Here is a 16,061-nt window from a genome sequence, read left to right on the forward strand (position 1 = left end):
CATGACCGGCAAGACTTTTACCGACGCGCCCAGCCAGATGGACAAGGCGCAGTTTATGGCTGTCTTTGGCGGCATTTATGAACATTCCCCCTGGGTGGCAGAACGAAGCTGGGAAAAAGGCGTCACCGCCGAACACGACCGGATCGAGGCCCTCGCCGCGACCATGGCGGAGGTGCTGGCCGAAGCCACCCGAGCCGAGCAACTGGACCTGATCAACGCCCACCCCGATCTGGCAGGCAAGGCCGCCATGGCGGGCAAGTTGACCCAGGCCTCCACCGGCGAGCAGGCCAGCGCAGGACTGGACCAGTGCAGCGCGGAGGAGTTCGAGAAGTTCACGCGACTGAACGAAGCCTATAAGGAAAAATTCGGCTTCCCCTTCATCATGGCGGTCAAAGGCCGCCACCGCAGTGAAATCCTGGATGCTTTCGAGACACGCCTGGAGCATGACGAGGCTGTCGAATTCCAGACTGCGCTGGACCAGATCAACCGAATTGCGCTTTTGCGCCTGAACGATCTCTGAGATTGGAAAACACGCATATGAGCAACATAACGTCAGACCTGCCCGAATTCGCCAAACGCTGCATCAACCTGGCGCAGACCCGTCTTGGTGCGAAAGCCGTTTTCGCCACCGATGATTTCTTTGCGCCCGTTGAACGGATGCTGCAGCCACAGCCCGCAGTCTTCATTCCCGACAAATATGACGATAACGGCAAGTGGATGGACGGCTGGGAAAGCCGCCGCAAACGCGGCGAAGGTTATGACTACTCTATTGTCAAACTTGGCCTCAAAGGTGTCATTCAGGGCTTCGATATCGACACGTCTCATTTCACCGGTAACTATGCGCCCGCGACCTCTATCGACGCCTGCGTCAGCGACAGCGAGATGCCGGGTGACGATGCGGTCTGGACCGAAATCCTGCCCGCCACCAATCTCCAGGGCGATACACATCATTTCCTACCGGTCAGCAGCGACGGAAGCTGGACACATCTGCGGGTGAACATCTACCCCGATGGCGGTATTGCGCGCCTACGCGTTTACGGCATCCCCCAGGTGGACTGGAGCGGTCGCGACAAGAGCCAATTGGTCGATCTGGCCGCCACCGTCAACGGCGGCCGCGCGATCATGGCCAACGATGCCCATTTCGGCGTGCCGGATAACCTTCTGGCACCGGGCCGCGGGCTTAACATGGGCGATGGCTGGGAAACCCGCCGCCGCCGCGAACCGGGCAATGACTGGTGTATCATCGCCCTTGGCCACGCCGGGGAAATCGAGAAGATCGAGGTCGATACCGCCCATTTCAAAGGCAACTTCCCGGACCAGGTCTCCATCCAGGCCGCCTTTGTGGACTGGGGCACGGAAGACGCCCTGATCAGCCAGTCTATCTATTGGAAAACACTGCTGCCGCCGCAAAAAATGGAAATGGATAAACAGCACTACTTCGAAGAGGAAGTGCAGAAAGTCGGCCCCATCACCCATGTGCGCCTGAACATTCATCCCGATGGCGGGGTCAGCCGCCTGCGCCTGTTTGGCCGGCCGACCGAATAAGGAGAGGTTGATCCATGTCCGTCCACCATCTGACCATTCGCCCCTTGACCCGCGAGGCCTTCGCCCCCTATGGCGATGTCATCGAAACCGAAGGTGCGAACCATTTCACCATCAACAATGGCAGTACGGAACGCTTCCATGATCTGGCGAAAGTGGATGTCATTGACGGCGGTGGGCGGACCCTGATCAACATCTTCCGGGCAACGCCACTGGACTATCCGTTGCGAATCCGGCTGATGGAACATCACCCGATGGGCAGCCAGGCCTTTATCCCGCTGGATAACCGGCCCTATCTGGTGCTGGTTGCACGGCCCGGAACCGACGAAGTCCGGCCGGATGATCTGCAGGCCTTTCTCGCCAGCGGACGCCAGGGCGTGAATTACCACAAAGGCGTATGGCATCATCCGGTGCTGGCACTGGAAACAGTCAGTGATTTTATGGTGGTCGACCGCGGCGGCGAAGGCAACAACTGCATCGAATACTATTTCGACGACGACCTGGAAATCGTCCTGCCAGGTGCCGACAGGTAAGGTGGCAACATCCCTACCAATCTACCGTTGCAGAATACGCAATGTCGCAATGCACAAAATGGATGACGATTTTTCTTGAATTCTGAATCTGGTTATGGCTTATAACCTCTCCAGGTGTCGGGCCTAGAGCCTCCGCGTCGAACGGTTTTCCGTTCCTCGTTCTCCGTATCCAAAGTAGTAGGAATATGCGCTTTGCGCCTTGCTGCTGATTTGTCTTTTGACAGGATGCGTTCAGGCTTTCCCAGACCGCCACCGAATAATTTTAAGAATTTGGTTGCCCGTTCACGTCCGCGAGCCACCCCATGCAAAAAAGCTGGATGGCTATGCAGAAAGATGCGTTGCTTTTTTTCAGGCCGCACCTATTTCATATGACGGTATGAGAATGGGAATGTTGAGCGAAAGATAAGAAAGGAAAAGACCGTGAGCGATTCCGAAAAGAACAAGAAGCCGCAGTCCGACCGCAAATACGAAGCCAAGCCGCGTAAATGCCTGATGTGCCGGAACGACTTCAAGAGCTCCTGGCCCGGTGAGCGTATTTGCTCCAACTGCAAACAGACCAGCGCCTGGAACGATTCTTCCCTGGCTGCCTAACGCTGTCGGCTGATTCTCAGCGTTTCCAAAAGCCCGCCGTTCAATCCTTAAGATTGCGGCGGGCTTTTGCTTCTGTAAGCCGCATTTCAATCAACTCCCCCAATTGGGTGGAGGCACTGAGATATCCCTGCCGTGCGGCATCATAAACATCCATGTGGTGATATTCCGCGGCTTCCCTGAACAGGGATGCGGCCTGATTATAGTCCGCCGGGCGGTCCGTCGGCAAAGATGCCTTCGCGATCTCAAACCAGCGTACGGCGGAAAACATGTCGCGTTTGATGCCCCGACCTTCCATAAAGCTGACACCCAGATTATAGGCACCCGCCGCATAAGCCTGGCGGGCGGACGCCAGGAACCAGCGCATGGCCTCCTGCCGCATCGCCTCGGCCTTGTCACCGCTTGCTGTCTTCAACAGGTGAAACCCCAGCAGGTTTTGCGCACCGGGAAAGCCGCGGCGCGCCAGAAGCAACAGCGCATCCATCCATTGCTTGGTCGCCCCATCCCGATTGTAGCCGCGACGCACCTCCAGGAAGTTGAAGTCAGCCAATTCCGGCGAGATGACAATCTCCGGTGTCGTGGCGCCGTTTTCCGGGGCGGCCTGCCGACCGCGCAAATCTGCCAGTTCTTCCGCCGACATCTCACGCATTGTCGCCATTTTCAGGTCAGCGGCATCCTTGTTTCCCTGCGCGGCACTAAGTTCAAACCAGATCATGGCCTGAACCCTGTCCTGCGGCAGACCGTATCCGTTGGCATACATCCAGCCCAGGTAATACTGCGCCTCCGCCTGCCCCTGATTCGCGGCCACCTGAAACCATTCCGCGGCCTTGCTGTCGCTTTGGTCGACGCCCTCACCTTCCTCATAGCGCTTGGCGAGATCCACCTGCGCCTGCGCATCACCGTGGCGCGCCTTATCCATCAGTGTTTGAAGGGTCTCATCGGCCCAAGCGGCGGACGACGTCAAAGCCCAGAGAGCAGTTGTCAGAAAGATCGCAAAACGCAGCGGCATATCATGTAAAGTCTTCTTGGAAAAAACACGGCACAGCATAACCTTAACCGCACTTATCCGGCAATTGCGGCGGCAATAAGACTTGGTCCGCAATTCGAATCGCGATATTTATAATGCAGTAACCGTTCCATGTGCCTAAAGGACGTCCGATCATGGCCGACGACGACGACAATTTCGACGAAGACGATATGGCAGCCGCAATCGCCGCAGAGCAGGCAGAGCGTGAAACTGCTGCTGCGGGCGGCGACGATGGCGATGACATGGACGAAATGGATATGGCTGCGGCAATTGCCGCAGAACAGGCCGAACGCGCAGCCGCAGGCGACGATGACGATTTCGACGCCGACCTGGATGACATGGATATGGCGGCCGCCATGGCCGCAGAGCAAGCCGAACGCGCGGACAGTGGTGGTGGCGCAGGCGGGTCAGGTGGTTCCGGCGGCGGCGGTGCCAGTGGAGCCGGTGGCGGTGCAGGCGGACCGGATGTCCGTGTCAGCGCCGTTGAAAATATCGGCGTTGATATAACGGCAGTCCTGGGCACGGCAGATATGAAGGTCAGCAATCTTCTGAAAATCGGCCGTGGTGCAGTCATCGAACTGGATAAGAAAGTGGGCGACCCTGTCGAGCTTCGCGTGGCGGGTCGTGCCATTGCAAAAGGCGAGGTCGTCGTCGTGGAAGACCGGCTGGCGGTTTCCATCACCAACGTCTACAAACGCGGTGTGATGGGCTGATTGCCCCCTGCCCCTAAGACAGGGCGGTTACCCCTTCCTGATTTCGAAAACCAGAATGTCGCCGTCTTTGACGACCTTAATCAATTCATGGCCCTGCGTCTCACAGAAGGCCGGGAAGTCTCTCTCGGCACCGGGGTCGGTGGCATGCACGGTCAGTACCTCCCCGCTGGCCAGGTCCTTCATACGTTTGCGGGCCTTGAGGACGGGCAAGGGGCAAAGCAACCCCGTTGCATCCAGAAATGTATCAGCCATCTTCGGTGCTCCTTTTGTCTTCCCCCCTATCACGTCAAACAGCAAAAAATCCAGCCTTCGGTTGACCTCGCGAAAAAAAAGGCCAAAGATTTAACTTAGATTGTTGAGAATCCATCTGATTTTACAATCAGCGCAGGCCCCGCCGACGCTGCTGTATGGAGCCAAGAGCCCAGTTCATGCATATTTACCTGCCGATTGCCGAAATGTCGGTGAATATCTTCATCCTCCTGGGCATGGGATTGGGCGTTGGTGTTCTGTCCGGGATTTTCGGTGTCGGTGGCGGTTTCCTGATGACCCCGCTTTTGATCTTCCTTGGCATCCCCTCGCCCGTTGTCGTCGCGACACAGGCAAACCAGATTATCGCCTCATCCGTTTCCGGCGCACTGGCGCAGTTCCGGCGCGGCCATGTGGATATCAAGATGGGGATCGTCCTGCTGATCGGCGGCATCGTGGGGTCGACAGGCGGCGTGTGGGTGTTCCGCTGGCTCAGCGAGTTGGGCCAGATCGACCTTGTCATCAAGCTGTCCTATGTCCTGTTTCTGGGGGTGATTGGCGGCCTGATGCTGATCGAAAGCACGCTTGCCCTGTTCCGCAGCCGCAAGGGGCGTGCCGCCAAACGCGGCAAACTGCATGAACATAACTGGCTGCACGGCCTGCCTTTCAAGATGCGCTTCCGCAAATCCAAGCTTTATATCAGTGCCATCATGCCCTTTCTGGTCGGTGCATTCGTTGGCGTGTTGAGCGCAATCATGGGGGTTGGCGGCGGTTTCGTCATGGTTCCGGCCATGATCTATCTGTTGGGAATGCCGACATCCGTCGTGATCGGCACCTCCCTTTTCCAGATCATCTTTGTCTCCGCCAACGCCACCTTCTTCCAGGCCTATCTGAACCAGACCGTCGATGTGGTGCTGGCCATGCTGTTGCTGCCCGGTGCGGTCATCGGCGCGCAAACAGGTTCCAAGATCGGTGCAAAGCTCAATGGTGAGCAACTGCGTGTACTGCTGGGCGCCATGGTCCTGCTGGTCTGCCTGAAACTGGCCTACGACCTCGTCATCCCGCCTGATGACGTCTATTCGATCACCGTGCAGCAGGAGGTGATCGAATGATGCGCCGCCTGTGCCGCCTTCTGGTGATCTTTGTCACGATCACCTGCCTGTCCTCGCTCTCGGCCCGGGCGGAATCGCTTGTGGCCGACCTGTCCGACCATCTGGTCGCGATCACCACCGGCTTTGTCGGTACGGAGTTACTGTTATTCGGCACGGTTGACGGTAAGGGCGATATCGTTGTCGTCACACACGGCCCGACCGAAGAAGTCGTGGTGCGCAAGAAGGAGCGGACATTCGGCCTCTGGATGAACCGGAAGTCTGTCACATTCCAGCATGTTCCTTCCTTCTACTCCTATGGCGTCAGCCAGGGGGCGCTGGATAACCTGACGCCGCGTATCCGCAAACGCCATCAGGTGGGTGCCAGCAATGTGCGGGCAACCGTCAAGGACGTCGTCAGCCCGGAAGACAGTGCGCCCTTCCTCACCGCCCTTGTCCGCAACAAACAGCGCCAGGGCCTTTACAGTGTCACCCCTGACCTGATCGAACGGCGTGGACGGCGGCTGTTCCGCACCAAGGTCTATTTCCCATCCAACGTGCCCACCGGCACCTATATTGTCGAAACCCTGCTCCTGCGCGATGGCGAGGTGATCAGCGCGCAGACCACGCCGTTATTCATCAACAAGCTGGGTGTCGGGGCCTATCTGTTCCGCGTGGCGCATATCCATTCGATCCTGTACGGTGTTACCGCGATTATTGTTGCGGTTCTGGCCGGTTTGCTGGCCAACTGGGTCTTCCGCAAGCTAACTTGATCGTAACTGCACCCGGCCGGTTTTATCATGATGCAAATAACCTGCTTGATTATTTGCACTTACCGAACCTTTGGCTATGCTGCCGATACGGTATGCATAACAATCAGGACAAGAGACAAGCATGGCCTTCGACCTGCACCCGCGTCTGGACGCAGACACACATTTGATCCGCGACTGGTCGCTTTCCCGTGTGTTGCTGATGGATGACAAGCGCTTTCCCTGGGTGATCCTGGTTCCCCGCCGGGAAGATATCCGCGAATGGCACGATCTGGACCAAAAGGACCAGCAGCAATTGCTGACGGAAATGAACCGTATCGCCGCCGCCATGCAGCGGGAGTTCAAGGCCGAAAAGATGAATATCGGCGCGCTGGGTAATATTGTACCGCAATTGCATATCCATGTGATCGCCCGCCACGGCGGCGACGACGCCTGGCCCGGCCCGGTCTGGGGCCAGGGAGAACGCGTGCCCTATGAGGACGAGGCGGAGGAGATGCTGACGCGCCTGCGCAATCAGTTGGGCTGATGAGTAGTTTACCGGCTGTCTTCACAAGCTGGTTCAAGTCACGGGGATGGAGCCCGCATCCCCATCAATTGAAGATGGTCGAAGCCGCCCGACGCGGCGAACACAGCCTGCTGATCGCCCCGACCGGCGGCGGCAAGACCCTGTCCGGCTTTCTGGCAAGCCTTGTCGAATTATCGCAGGATAACGCGCCGGGGCTGCATACACTTTACATCTCCCCACTCAAGGCATTGGCGGTCGATATCCACCGCAACCTCGAAATGCCGGTGCAGGAAATGGGGCTGGACCTGCGGCTGGAAACGCGGACCGGCGACACACCGGCCAACCGGCGTCAACGCCAGCGGGAAAACCCGCCGCATATTCTGCTGACCACCCCGGAATCACTGGCCCTGTTAATCTCATACGACGATGCCGATGCGATTTTTGCCAGCCTGAAATGCATCGTTGTCGATGAGGCACATGCCCTGATCGGCACCAAACGCGGCGACCAGCTGGCGCTTTGCATGGCACGCCTGCAAAAGCTGGCCCCGCAGTGCAGACGGGTGGGCCTGAGTGCCACAGTCGCCTGGCCGGAAGAGTTGCGCGCCTGGTTGTCCCCCACTGCCAGGACCGACGATGTTCACCTCATCAAAGGCGGCGGCGGCGCGAAGGCAAAGGTTTCCCTGCTGACGACCAAAGAGGAGTTGCCCTGGTCCGGCCATTACGGCCTGCATGCCCTGCCTGAGGTTTATGAGGAACTGCGCCATGTGCGGACCGCAATCCTGTTCGTGAACACGCGTGCGCAGGCGGAACTGGTCTTTCAGGAACTTTGGCATCTGAACGAGGACGCCCTGCCCATCGCCCTGCATCATGGCAGCCTCGCCCGGGAACAGCGCCGCAAAGTGGAGGCCGCCATGGCGCGCGGCGACCTGCGCGCCGTTGTCGCCACCTCGTCCCTTGATCTCGGTATCGACTGGGCCGCCGTAGACCTTGTCATCCAGATCGGCCCGCCGAAGGGCGTCAGCCGCCTGATCCAGAGGATAGGCCGTGCCGGGCACCAGTTGAACACGCCCAGCCGCGCCCTGCTTGTGCCCGCCAATCGCTTTGAAGTGCTGGAATGCCGTGCGGCCATTGACGGTGTCGAGGAAGGTACCCTGGACGGCGCCCCGCCGCGGCCCGGCGGGCTGGATGTTCTGGCCCAGCATATTCTGGGCCTTGCCTGTTCAAAGCCCTTCACGGCGGACGAGATTTATAGCGAAGTGACCAAGGCCGCCCCCTATGCAGCACTGGACCGCCAGACCTTCGACGATGTCCTGCGATTTGTGATGGACGGCGGCTATGCCCTGAAGGCCTATGACCGTTACAAGCGCCTCTTCCTGACCTCCAGCGACCGGTATGAGATCACCTCCCCCAAGGTGGCACAGCGGCACCGCATGAATATCGGCACCATCGTGGAGGAAACCACACTGAAAGTACGCCTGCGGGGCGGCCCTGTTCTGGGCGAAATCGAGGAGTATTTCGTCAACGGCCTGGAAGAAGGCGACAGTTTCATCTTCGCCGGTAATCTGCTTCGTTTCGAAGGTATCCGCGAGCTGACAGTCCTTTGTAGCCGTGCTGCAGGCGACGCCCCCAAAATTCCGCAATATATGGGAGGCCGCCTGCCCTTCACGACCCATCTGTCAGATCGGGTCAGGGAAATGCTGGCCGACCCCAGCCACTGGCAGGACCTGCCCCCGCAGGTGGCGGAATGGCTGCGTATTCAGCAGTGGTGTTCGGTCCTGCCCAAGAAGGACGGCTTGCTGGTGGAAAGCTTTCCCCGCAACCAGAAGGAATATCTGGTTGCCTATTGCTTTGCCGGGCGCAACGCCCATCAGACATTGGGCATGCTCCTGACACGCCGGATGGAACGTATGGGCCTGTCGCCTTTGGGCTTTGTCGCCAGCGATTATGTAATCGCCGTATGGGGGCTGCATGCCCCCCGGAACCTGGGGGAGCTTTTCTCGGAGGATATGCTGGGCGATGACCTGGAGGAATGGATGGCGGAATCCTCGCTTCTGCGACGTACGTTCAAAAATGCGGCGGTGATTGCCGGTTTGATCGAGCGGAAATATCCAGGGCAGGAAAAATCCGGGCGTCAGGTGACCGTCAGTTCCGACCTGATCTATGATGTTTTGCGGGAGCATGAACCGGACCATATTCTTCTGCGCGCCACGCGCGCGGATGCGGCTTCCGGGCTGACCGACATCCACCGTCTGGGCGGTTTCCTGAAACGGATCAAAGGCAAAATCACCCACCGGCGGCTGGACAGGGTCTCCCCACTTGCCGTGCCGATCCTGCTGGAAATCGGCAGGGAATATGTCGGTGACGATGCCATTGACGAACTGCTGGCCGAGAATGCCAATGAATTGATCGAAGAAGCCATGGCGGGCTTGGAGAATACGCGTTCCCTGTTCTAAGCTGAAACGCTAAAGCCATTCTCAAGGCGCGTGAAAATGCATGAAAACCCGATAGCGGCCCGATCCAGCAGCGAGATTTCCGATCCCGCCTTACGGAAATTATACGACTATTGGTCCGGCAGACGTGGTGACCGTCCCATGCCTTCACGGGCGGATATTGACCCCTCGGAAATTGTTTCCCTCTTGCCCCATATCATGATGGTCGATGTCCATATCGATGCCGATGGCCGAAAGAAGCACTGGTTCCGGCTGGTCGGTACGCAGGTGGCCTTTGGGACAGACCCGACCCGCACCTATCTGGAAGACCAGGTGGGCGACAGCGCCTATGGCACGCATATCACGAAGCTTTTCAGCAATGCCTCCAGTCTGGGCCAGCCGCTATACAGCGAATATGAATATGAACATCCCGAATCCCATGGTGTACGCTTTGCCCGGCGGCTGTTCCTGCCGCTCTCCGAAGACGGTCACACAGTAAACAAGATGCTGGTGGGGCAGCGTGTGGAATCGACCAAGCAACTGGAAAAATCATTGTGGCAGGTCCAGCCGGACATGATCCACGAACTCCGCCTGTTTGCCGTCCGTGACGATGAACGCTGAGCCCCCTTGTCAGCGCCCGGGAATCCCGGTCCAATAAAACCATGACCGCTAGCCACCCGATCACCCTGAATGACATCGCCCTCGTGGCAGACCTGAGCGGCGCGCTTTATTGGCCCGCAAGGCGCACGCTTGTGGTGGCGGACCTGCATTTTGAAAAGGGCACCAGCTATGCCCGGCGGGCGGTTTTCCTGCCGCCCTATGACAGCCGGACAACCCTCAACCGGCTGGAAGCGGCCCTTGCACGATATCCGGTGGAGCGCGTGATCTGTCTGGGCGACAGTTTCCACGACCAGACTGCCTTCGACCGGCTGGACGAGCAGGACCACGATCGTCTCGCAGCGCTTGTTGCCCGCCACGACTGGGTCTGGATTGCCGGTAACCACGACCCACAACCGCCGACCAGCGTCGGCGGCACCATCCGGGAACAGTTACAGGAAGGCAACCTGACCTTTCAGCATGAGGCATTAAAGAAACGCGTCTACGGGGAGATTACCGGCCACTTTCACCCCAAAGCAAAAATCAACCAACGTGGGCGGAGCCTGTCCCGCCCCTGTTTCATCGAAGACGGCCGCCGGTTGATCCTGCCTTCATTCGGGGCCTACACGGGTGGATTGAATGTGTTGGACCCTGCGATTTCCCGCCATTACCCGAAGGGTTTCACCGCCCATGTCATCGGCAAGACCAAAATTCACCCTATCGCCAGCCGCAGCCTACGCGGCGACCGGGCGGCCTGATCTGTAAAAGAGATTCCATTCATGCGCCTTGCCATCTTCAGTGATCTTCACCTGAACCGAAACCAATGGACGCCGCCCCGGACCCTGGAGGCGGACCTGTTCATCGTTCCCGGCGACATTAACGACGGCCTTGGCGGCATTCGGCAAACCGTGGCGTTGCTGGGGCACCCCATCGTGGCAGTTCTGGGCAATCATGATTGTGTCGGCCTCGATATCGACGAGGCAGAAGGATTGTTCCGCACCGAGGCCGAGGAAACCGGATCGACACTGCTTGCCCGTGACGTGGTGATCCTTGAAGACGGGAAAGGTCCGGTCCGCCTGATCGGCTGTACGCTTTGGACTGATTTTGCCTGCATGGAACCCGATGGGGTCGCTGCCGGCGAGGTTATGGCGCTTGTGAAGGACTGGAGCAGCGATTACACGGATATCACGCGGGATGGGAAACCGTTGGCCCCCGTGGATTTTGTATCTCTGTTCGAGCGGGACCGCACTTGGTTGCAGCACATCTTGGCCCAGCCGTTTGACGGACGCACCATCGTCGTCACGCATCACGGCCCCTCTCGGCGCAGCGTCCACCCCAAATACGAAAACAGCCGCTATGTCCCCTATTATGTGGCGGACCTGGAAGATATGATCCGGGCCTACCAGCCGGACCTCTGGATACATGGTCACACGCATATGACCGTCGATTACCGGATCGGAGAAACACGCGTCTTTGCCAATCAACTGGGCACCGAGTTTGAACCGGGCAGCAGCGATCCGGTGAACCCATTCCAGGACAACTGCGTCATAGATATCTAGGCCGAAGTGATTGACGCGGACGCGTTGCCGATCTCGTCCTTCACAATTGCAATCAACTGTTCTGCAACCGGTGCAAGCCGACTATTACTGCGATAAATGGCAAGGTTCAGGGCGGGGAGTGCAGGAAGGCCTACCAGCGGACCATCGAGAGCGTTAACGGACGTTGGCAGTGCGAAGGCCGTACGTACGGTGATCCCCAACCCTGCGGAAACACCTGCCCAGATTCCCGACAGGTTCGGACTGGTCAGCCCGATACGCCAGGGACGGCCGACACTATCCAGGGCGCAGACCGCCGCCTGCCGGAACCGGCAACGGTCATCATAAACAACAAGCGCGACTGGTTCCCCGTCGCGGCCCGGCGCAAAGGCTTGACCATCTCCCGCCCCGATCCAGCACATCGGCAGCAAACCGATCGCCTCTCCATCCGGACAAGCGGCCTCCCTGTCTTCCCAGGCCAGGGCAAAATCCAGATCACCTTCGGATACATGCTTCAGAAGCTCATGATTGCGGGCAATTTCGGCCTCGATCCTGACTTTGGGATGGGCCCGCGCGAAACGCCCCAATATTTTCGGCAACAGGGAATCCGCAAAGTCATGCTGCAGGCCGATCCGTAACACGCCTTCCGCCGCCGCGCCCAGCATGGCAATCACCACCTCGTCATTGAGGTCCAGCAGCCGACGCGCATAGGACAAGAGCATCTCCCCCGCTTCGGTCAGGGCAAGTCCCCGTCCCGCCTTCCGAAAGAGGGGAACGCCCGCCTGTTGTTCAAGCCGCTTCAACTGCGCACTGATAGCAGATGTCGAGCGCCCCTGGCGGTCCGCCGCCTTTGCAAAGCTTTGCAGATCAACGCCAGCAACAAAACTGCGAAGAACATCCAGATCATAGGTGGTTTGAACCATTCTGATAGTCCACTTTTATAAAACAGATATGTCAATTAATTCAAATTTTATGGAGATTAATCTCCTGCTATTCAGTCTTCGTCAAGCCACATCACTATCTGAAAGGACTACAGCAATGAGCATGGCGATAGACCTCTCGGGAAAGGTCGCCGTTGTAACCGGCGGCGGCACAGGTATCGGCCGGGCGATCAGTCTGACCCTGGCGCACCACGGTGCATCTGTTGCAATCGTCTATTCCCGCAGTCGGCAAGATGCGGAAAATACTGTCAGCACCATCAAGGAGACCGGCGGTCAGGCCTTGGCGCTGCAGGCGGACGTCTGCCAGGACGGTCAGGTGAAGGCGATGATCTCTTCAGTCGTGGAAACCTTCGGCGGGATCGACTATCTGGTCAATAACGCCGCCATTACCAAACAGCTTCCCTTCGACGACCTCGATGCGATTGAAGACAATGACTGGGACCGTCTCTATGCCACCAATGTGAAAGGCGCCTTCTTTTGCAGCCGCGCCGCCGCCCCCTACCTTAAGGCGGGCCCCGGAGGCGCAATTGTGAATATCGGCAGTATCGCCGGTGAAACGGGATATGGCTCATCGATCCCCTATGCCGTTTCCAAGGCAGCAATGCATGGCCTCACAAAGTCGCTGGCCCGGGCACTTGCCCCGCAGGTCAGGGTCAACGGAGTCATGCCGGGCGCGGTCCTGACCAGATGGTGGGAAGGCGATGAAGATAAGATGCACGCCCTGTCCGGCACCCTTCCCCTGCAACGTATCTCAACCCCGGAGGACATCGCCGACACAACGCTTATGCTCCTGACGGCACAGTCGGTCACCGGCCAGAACATCAAGGCGGAAAACGGTCAGACCTTGTGATAGATCCCGTGCGGATCAGGGTGTGCAATCCGACGTAAGGCAGATGTCACCCATGCGTCATCAAACGGTCATGCCCTGCGATTAGTCTTCTTTATGCGAGCTCCCCGCAACGGTTCACCAGATCCCGTTACGGGTTACACCGCCAACATTCCCTATTAGGGTCGCGCTTCCCCACCCAGCATTCGGCGCGACCCATTTTTTTGCCTTTATCCCCTCTATGCAGCCACACGCGTTTGGCCTACCATCCTGAAATCACAAGCAGCGATGACTAATCGGGGGAAAGCCATGAAACTGGAAACAAAAGCCTTTGCCAATGGCGGCATCATTCCGGAGAAATATGCCTTTGGCAAAGTTGATCCGGAAACCCATGTTACCCTGAGCGATAACTGGAACCCCGGCTTTACCTGGAGCGGCCTGCCATCAGGCACGCAATCCCTTGCCCTGATCTGTCACGACCCGGATGCCCCGTCCCGGCCCGACAACGTCAACAAGGAAGGCAAGGTGGTCGGTAAGGAAGTGCCACGGGTTGATTTCTACCATTGGGTTCTGGTTGATATCCCGGTCACCCTGGAGGGCATTCAGGAAGGGGCGGTATCAAACGGCGTATCCCCCAAAGGCAAGCATTTCGGCCCCATGCCCGAGGGGATCGCCGGCGTCAATTCCTACACGGACTGGTTCGCCGGTGACCCGGACATGGGCGGCTATTACGGCGGTTACGACGGCCCCTGCCCGCCCTGGAACGACGTGCTTGTCCATCATTATCATTTCACCCTGTTTGCATTGGATGTGGAAACGCTGGGCCTGGGAGACAAATTTACCGGCCCGACAGCGATTGCAGCCATGGAAGGCCATATCCTGGACAAGGCCCGCTGGTCGGGCACATACAGCCTAAATCCCGCATCGGAGGATTGAAGACAAAGGGGCAGCGGTTACCAGGGCAATTGCCAGATATCCACCTTTGCCTGTATGATAGCAATCTAATTGTGGGGGACGAGATGGAGGCTTTTGGCAAGCACCTATGCATAGTTTCCCCGGATTTCCACGACAAAAGTTCCTGTCCCCTTCCGTCGTTGGCGTAGTTCTTCTAGGTCTGGGGTGCCTCTTCCCCCTTTCCGCTGAGGCGGATCAAGCCGTCCCGCGGGAGATAACCATCACCACGGGGGAATATGCCCCGTTTAATTCCAGCACCTTTAAATATGGCGGCTTCATTCCCCGCATTATAACCGAAGCCTTCCGACTGAAGGGGGTGACGGCGCATATCAAATTCTATCCCTGGGCCCGCGCCTATAAATTGTCGAAAGCCGGAGAGGTCGACGGAACGGCGCAATGGTACGACTCCGAAGAACGGCGGCAGTTCCACGTCTATAGCGATCCGATTTTCAAGGAAACGGTGGTCTGGTTTCACCTGAAAGAGACGAAATTCGACTGGACCGATCTGAAAAGCCTGAAAAGCTTAAGAATTGGAGCCGTGCACGGTTATACTTACACCAAAGAATTCTATGACCTGATCAAATCGGGCGACCTTCAGGTGCAATTCGTCGGAGACGACGAACAAAATTATAAAAAGCTCCTCGCGCGCCGCATCGACGTTGTGCCGGAAGTTCTGGACGTGGGGCTTTACATCATCAATCGAAACTACCCGCCGGAAACCGCGCAATTGTTCACCCAACACGACCAGCCGTTCTTTTCCAGTTACACCTATCTGCTGATGCCCAGGCAAAAAAAAGCGTCCACGACCCTGATTGCCTTGTTCAACGAGGGGCTCAAAACCCTGCGAGACGAAGGGATGATCGAACAATATCTTCTTGAGTCTCGCGAAGGGAGGTACAATCCTGACTAGAACCATTCCGTCAAAATCATAAAAATAGAAAACAAGCGCAATCCATGAAAATCTCACGTCTGCTTTATGCCGCAGCCCTTATCCTGTTCCTTGCCTGCCCGGCCACCGTCCAGGCTGCCGATTTCACGCAGGTCCGGATCGTAGCCGCCGAATTTCCACCATACAGCTATTGGCAGGACGGCAAGCTGCGCGGCGTTGCCGTCGACAAAATCCGCGCAATCCTGAAAAAGCTGAACATCCAAAAAAGGATTGAGCTTTACCCCTGGTCCCGCGCCTATCGCATTGGCCTGACCACGCCGGGTGCGCTGTTGTTTTCCGTTGCAAGGACGCCGGACCGCGCGAAAAAATTCAAATGGGTGGGCCGCATCGTCCATTACGACGTAAAACTATTCCGGCGGACGGATCGTGCGAACATACAGGTCAGCAGCCTGAAAGACCTGCAGCGTTACCGCGTGGGCGGCCTGATCAACGACGTGAAGACAAACTATCTCACCGACAACGGCGTTGCCATAGAGACCTATGGAGACGAAGACAACGGCGTGCGCATGCTTCTGCGGGGGCGGTTGGATATTATGCCATCGGATGTGGAATCCATGTATTTCCGCCTTCTCAAACTGGACCACGCCCCCAAAGATGTCGTTCCTCTCTATGACCTGCCGGCAATTTCAAGGCCGCTCTATGCCGCTTTTCATGCAAAAACGGATGAAGCCATTGTCAGCGCATTCCGGACAGCCCTGGACGAGATTGGTGAAATCCCGCCCGAAGGCAACGAAACCATCAACTGATTATCTTTGCCAAATCACATCACCATACGCATGCGTATGTTTTTGTTGCAGACAATCCAGATTCCAGATATT

At 57.7% G+C, this 16,061-nt stretch carries 19 protein-coding genes; 16 read left to right on the top strand and 3 right to left on the bottom strand.

What is annotated here, in order from left to right; translation table 11 throughout:
• The first annotated feature begins 1 nt into the window (after position 1).
• The 4 genes from uraD (at position 2) to IF205_RS16480 (ending at position 2,666) form a co-directional block, all read left to right on the top strand.
• Positions 2-520 (top strand): 2-oxo-4-hydroxy-4-carboxy-5-ureidoimidazoline decarboxylase, encoded by a 519-nt coding sequence (gene uraD, locus IF205_RS16465; protein WP_259780444.1) that lies wholly within the window; start codon positions 2-4, stop codon positions 518-520.
• Positions 521-537: 17 nt separating this feature from the next.
• Complete coding sequence (gene alc / locus IF205_RS16470) at positions 538-1,545, top strand: allantoicase (protein WP_259780445.1); 1,008 nt, start codon at positions 538-540, stop codon at positions 1,543-1,545.
• Between the two features lie 14 nt (positions 1,546-1,559).
• Positions 1,560-2,075: an ureidoglycolate lyase gene (locus IF205_RS16475; protein ID WP_259780446.1), complete on the top strand. Its 516-nt coding sequence runs from the start codon at positions 1,560-1,562 to the stop codon at positions 2,073-2,075.
• A 420-nt stretch (positions 2,076-2,495) separates the two neighbouring features.
• Positions 2,496-2,666: a hypothetical protein gene (locus tag IF205_RS16480; RefSeq protein ID WP_259780447.1), complete on the top strand. Its 171-nt coding sequence runs from the start codon at positions 2,496-2,498 to the stop codon at positions 2,664-2,666.
• Between the two features lie 40 nt (positions 2,667-2,706).
• Here IF205_RS16480 and IF205_RS16485 read toward each other — a convergent pair whose 3' ends face one another.
• Positions 2,707-3,672: a tetratricopeptide repeat protein gene (locus tag IF205_RS16485; protein ID WP_259780448.1), complete on the bottom strand. Its 966-nt coding sequence runs from the start codon at positions 3,670-3,672 to the stop codon at positions 2,707-2,709.
• 152 nt (positions 3,673-3,824) lie between these two features.
• On the opposite strand from IF205_RS16485, the gene IF205_RS16490 reads away from it, so the two are divergent.
• Complete coding sequence (locus tag IF205_RS16490) at positions 3,825-4,403, top strand: FliM/FliN family flagellar motor switch protein (protein ID WP_259780449.1); 579 nt, start codon at positions 3,825-3,827, stop codon at positions 4,401-4,403.
• 27 nt (positions 4,404-4,430) lie between these two features.
• On the opposite strand, the gene IF205_RS16495 is transcribed toward IF205_RS16490, so the two are convergent.
• Positions 4,431-4,655, bottom strand: a complete 225-nt coding sequence (locus IF205_RS16495) for a sulfurtransferase TusA family protein (protein WP_259780450.1) — start codon at positions 4,653-4,655, stop codon at positions 4,431-4,433.
• A gap of 176 nt (positions 4,656-4,831) precedes the next feature.
• On the opposite strand from IF205_RS16495, the gene IF205_RS16500 reads away from it, so the two are divergent.
• The 7 genes from IF205_RS16500 to IF205_RS16530 all read left to right on the top strand — a co-directional run bounded on the left by IF205_RS16500 (position 4,832) and on the right by IF205_RS16530 (position 11,597).
• Positions 4,832-5,761: a sulfite exporter TauE/SafE family protein gene (locus tag IF205_RS16500; RefSeq protein ID WP_259780451.1), complete on the top strand. Its 930-nt coding sequence runs from the start codon at positions 4,832-4,834 to the stop codon at positions 5,759-5,761.
• Positions 5,758-6,510: a TIGR02186 family protein gene (locus IF205_RS16505; protein WP_259780452.1), complete on the top strand. Its 753-nt coding sequence runs from the start codon at positions 5,758-5,760 to the stop codon at positions 6,508-6,510. The genes IF205_RS16500 and IF205_RS16505 overlap by 4 nt, the downstream gene beginning before the upstream one ends.
• Before the next feature lie 121 nt (positions 6,511-6,631).
• Positions 6,632-7,033: an HIT domain-containing protein gene (locus IF205_RS16510; RefSeq protein WP_259780453.1), complete on the top strand. Its 402-nt coding sequence runs from the start codon at positions 6,632-6,634 to the stop codon at positions 7,031-7,033.
• Complete coding sequence (locus tag IF205_RS16515; RefSeq protein WP_259780454.1) at positions 7,033-9,465, top strand: ligase-associated DNA damage response DEXH box helicase; 2,433 nt, start codon at positions 7,033-7,035, stop codon at positions 9,463-9,465. Before IF205_RS16510 ends, IF205_RS16515 begins: the two co-directional genes overlap by 1 nt.
• A 36-nt stretch (positions 9,466-9,501) precedes the next feature.
• Complete coding sequence (locus IF205_RS16520) at positions 9,502-10,062, top strand: PAS domain-containing protein (protein WP_259780455.1); 561 nt, start codon at positions 9,502-9,504, stop codon at positions 10,060-10,062.
• Between the two features lie 41 nt (positions 10,063-10,103).
• Complete coding sequence (gene pdeM / locus IF205_RS16525) at positions 10,104-10,796, top strand: ligase-associated DNA damage response endonuclease PdeM (RefSeq protein WP_259780456.1); 693 nt, start codon at positions 10,104-10,106, stop codon at positions 10,794-10,796.
• A gap of 21 nt (positions 10,797-10,817) precedes the next feature.
• Entirely contained in the window at positions 10,818-11,597 is a 780-nt protein-coding gene (locus IF205_RS16530; RefSeq protein WP_259780457.1) for a metallophosphoesterase, read from the top strand.
• On the opposite strand, the gene IF205_RS16535 is transcribed toward IF205_RS16530, so the two are convergent.
• The gene (locus tag IF205_RS16535) at positions 11,594-12,496 is read right to left on the bottom strand and encodes a LysR substrate-binding domain-containing protein (protein ID WP_259780458.1); all 903 of its coding nucleotides are present in this window, start codon (positions 12,494-12,496) and stop codon (positions 11,594-11,596) included. The genes IF205_RS16530 and IF205_RS16535 overlap by 4 nt on opposite strands.
• A 115-nt stretch (positions 12,497-12,611) precedes the next feature.
• On the opposite strand from IF205_RS16535, the gene IF205_RS16540 reads away from it, so the two are divergent.
• From IF205_RS16540 to IF205_RS16555, 4 genes are all read left to right on the top strand, one after another.
• On the top strand, positions 12,612-13,364 hold the full coding sequence (locus tag IF205_RS16540; RefSeq protein WP_259780459.1) for an SDR family NAD(P)-dependent oxidoreductase: 753 nt from the start codon (positions 12,612-12,614) through the stop codon (positions 13,362-13,364).
• 285 nt (positions 13,365-13,649) lie between these two features.
• Positions 13,650-14,276 (top strand): YbhB/YbcL family Raf kinase inhibitor-like protein, encoded by a 627-nt coding sequence (locus IF205_RS16545; RefSeq protein WP_259780460.1) that lies wholly within the window; start codon positions 13,650-13,652, stop codon positions 14,274-14,276.
• Positions 14,277-14,382: 106 nt separating this feature from the next.
• Positions 14,383-15,204 (top strand): substrate-binding periplasmic protein, encoded by an 822-nt coding sequence (locus tag IF205_RS16550; protein WP_259780461.1) that lies wholly within the window; start codon positions 14,383-14,385, stop codon positions 15,202-15,204.
• A 44-nt stretch (positions 15,205-15,248) separates the two neighbouring features.
• Positions 15,249-15,989 (top strand): substrate-binding periplasmic protein, encoded by a 741-nt coding sequence (locus tag IF205_RS16555; protein WP_259780462.1) that lies wholly within the window; start codon positions 15,249-15,251, stop codon positions 15,987-15,989.
• Positions 15,990-16,061: the final 72 nt, after the last annotated feature.

It is taken from the genome of Aestuariispira ectoiniformans, assembly GCF_025136295.1.
Taxonomy (GTDB): Bacteria; Pseudomonadota; Alphaproteobacteria; order UBA8366; family Aestuariispiraceae; genus Aestuariispira_A; species Aestuariispira_A ectoiniformans.

Coding starts and splice junctions, on each gene's coding strand:
- uraD (WP_259780444.1), top strand. CDS start 2: ATGACCGGCAAGACTTTTACCGACGCGCCCAGCCAGATGGACAAGGCG.
- alc (WP_259780445.1), top strand. CDS start 538: ATGAGCAACATAACGTCAGACCTGCCCGAATTCGCCAAACGCTGCATC.
- IF205_RS16475 (WP_259780446.1), top strand. CDS start 1,560: ATGTCCGTCCACCATCTGACCATTCGCCCCTTGACCCGCGAGGCCTTC.
- IF205_RS16485 (WP_259780448.1), bottom strand. CDS start 3,672: ATGCCGCTGCGTTTTGCGATCTTTCTGACAACTGCTCTCTGGGCTTTG.
- IF205_RS16490 (WP_259780449.1), top strand. CDS start 3,825: ATGGCCGACGACGACGACAATTTCGACGAAGACGATATGGCAGCCGCA.
- IF205_RS16495 (WP_259780450.1), bottom strand. CDS start 4,655: ATGGCTGATACATTTCTGGATGCAACGGGGTTGCTTTGCCCCTTGCCC.
- IF205_RS16500 (WP_259780451.1), top strand. CDS start 4,832: ATGCATATTTACCTGCCGATTGCCGAAATGTCGGTGAATATCTTCATC.
- IF205_RS16505 (WP_259780452.1), top strand. CDS start 5,758: ATGATGCGCCGCCTGTGCCGCCTTCTGGTGATCTTTGTCACGATCACC.
- IF205_RS16510 (WP_259780453.1), top strand. CDS start 6,632: ATGGCCTTCGACCTGCACCCGCGTCTGGACGCAGACACACATTTGATC.
- IF205_RS16515 (WP_259780454.1), top strand. CDS start 7,033: ATGAGTAGTTTACCGGCTGTCTTCACAAGCTGGTTCAAGTCACGGGGA.
- IF205_RS16520 (WP_259780455.1), top strand. CDS start 9,502: ATGCATGAAAACCCGATAGCGGCCCGATCCAGCAGCGAGATTTCCGAT.
- pdeM (WP_259780456.1), top strand. CDS start 10,104: ATGACCGCTAGCCACCCGATCACCCTGAATGACATCGCCCTCGTGGCA.
- IF205_RS16530 (WP_259780457.1), top strand. CDS start 10,818: ATGCGCCTTGCCATCTTCAGTGATCTTCACCTGAACCGAAACCAATGG.
- IF205_RS16535 (WP_259780458.1), bottom strand. CDS start 12,496: ATGGTTCAAACCACCTATGATCTGGATGTTCTTCGCAGTTTTGTTGCT.
- IF205_RS16540 (WP_259780459.1), top strand. CDS start 12,612: ATGAGCATGGCGATAGACCTCTCGGGAAAGGTCGCCGTTGTAACCGGC.
- IF205_RS16545 (WP_259780460.1), top strand. CDS start 13,650: ATGAAACTGGAAACAAAAGCCTTTGCCAATGGCGGCATCATTCCGGAG.
- IF205_RS16550 (WP_259780461.1), top strand. CDS start 14,383: ATGCATAGTTTCCCCGGATTTCCACGACAAAAGTTCCTGTCCCCTTCC.
- IF205_RS16555 (WP_259780462.1), top strand. CDS start 15,249: ATGAAAATCTCACGTCTGCTTTATGCCGCAGCCCTTATCCTGTTCCTT.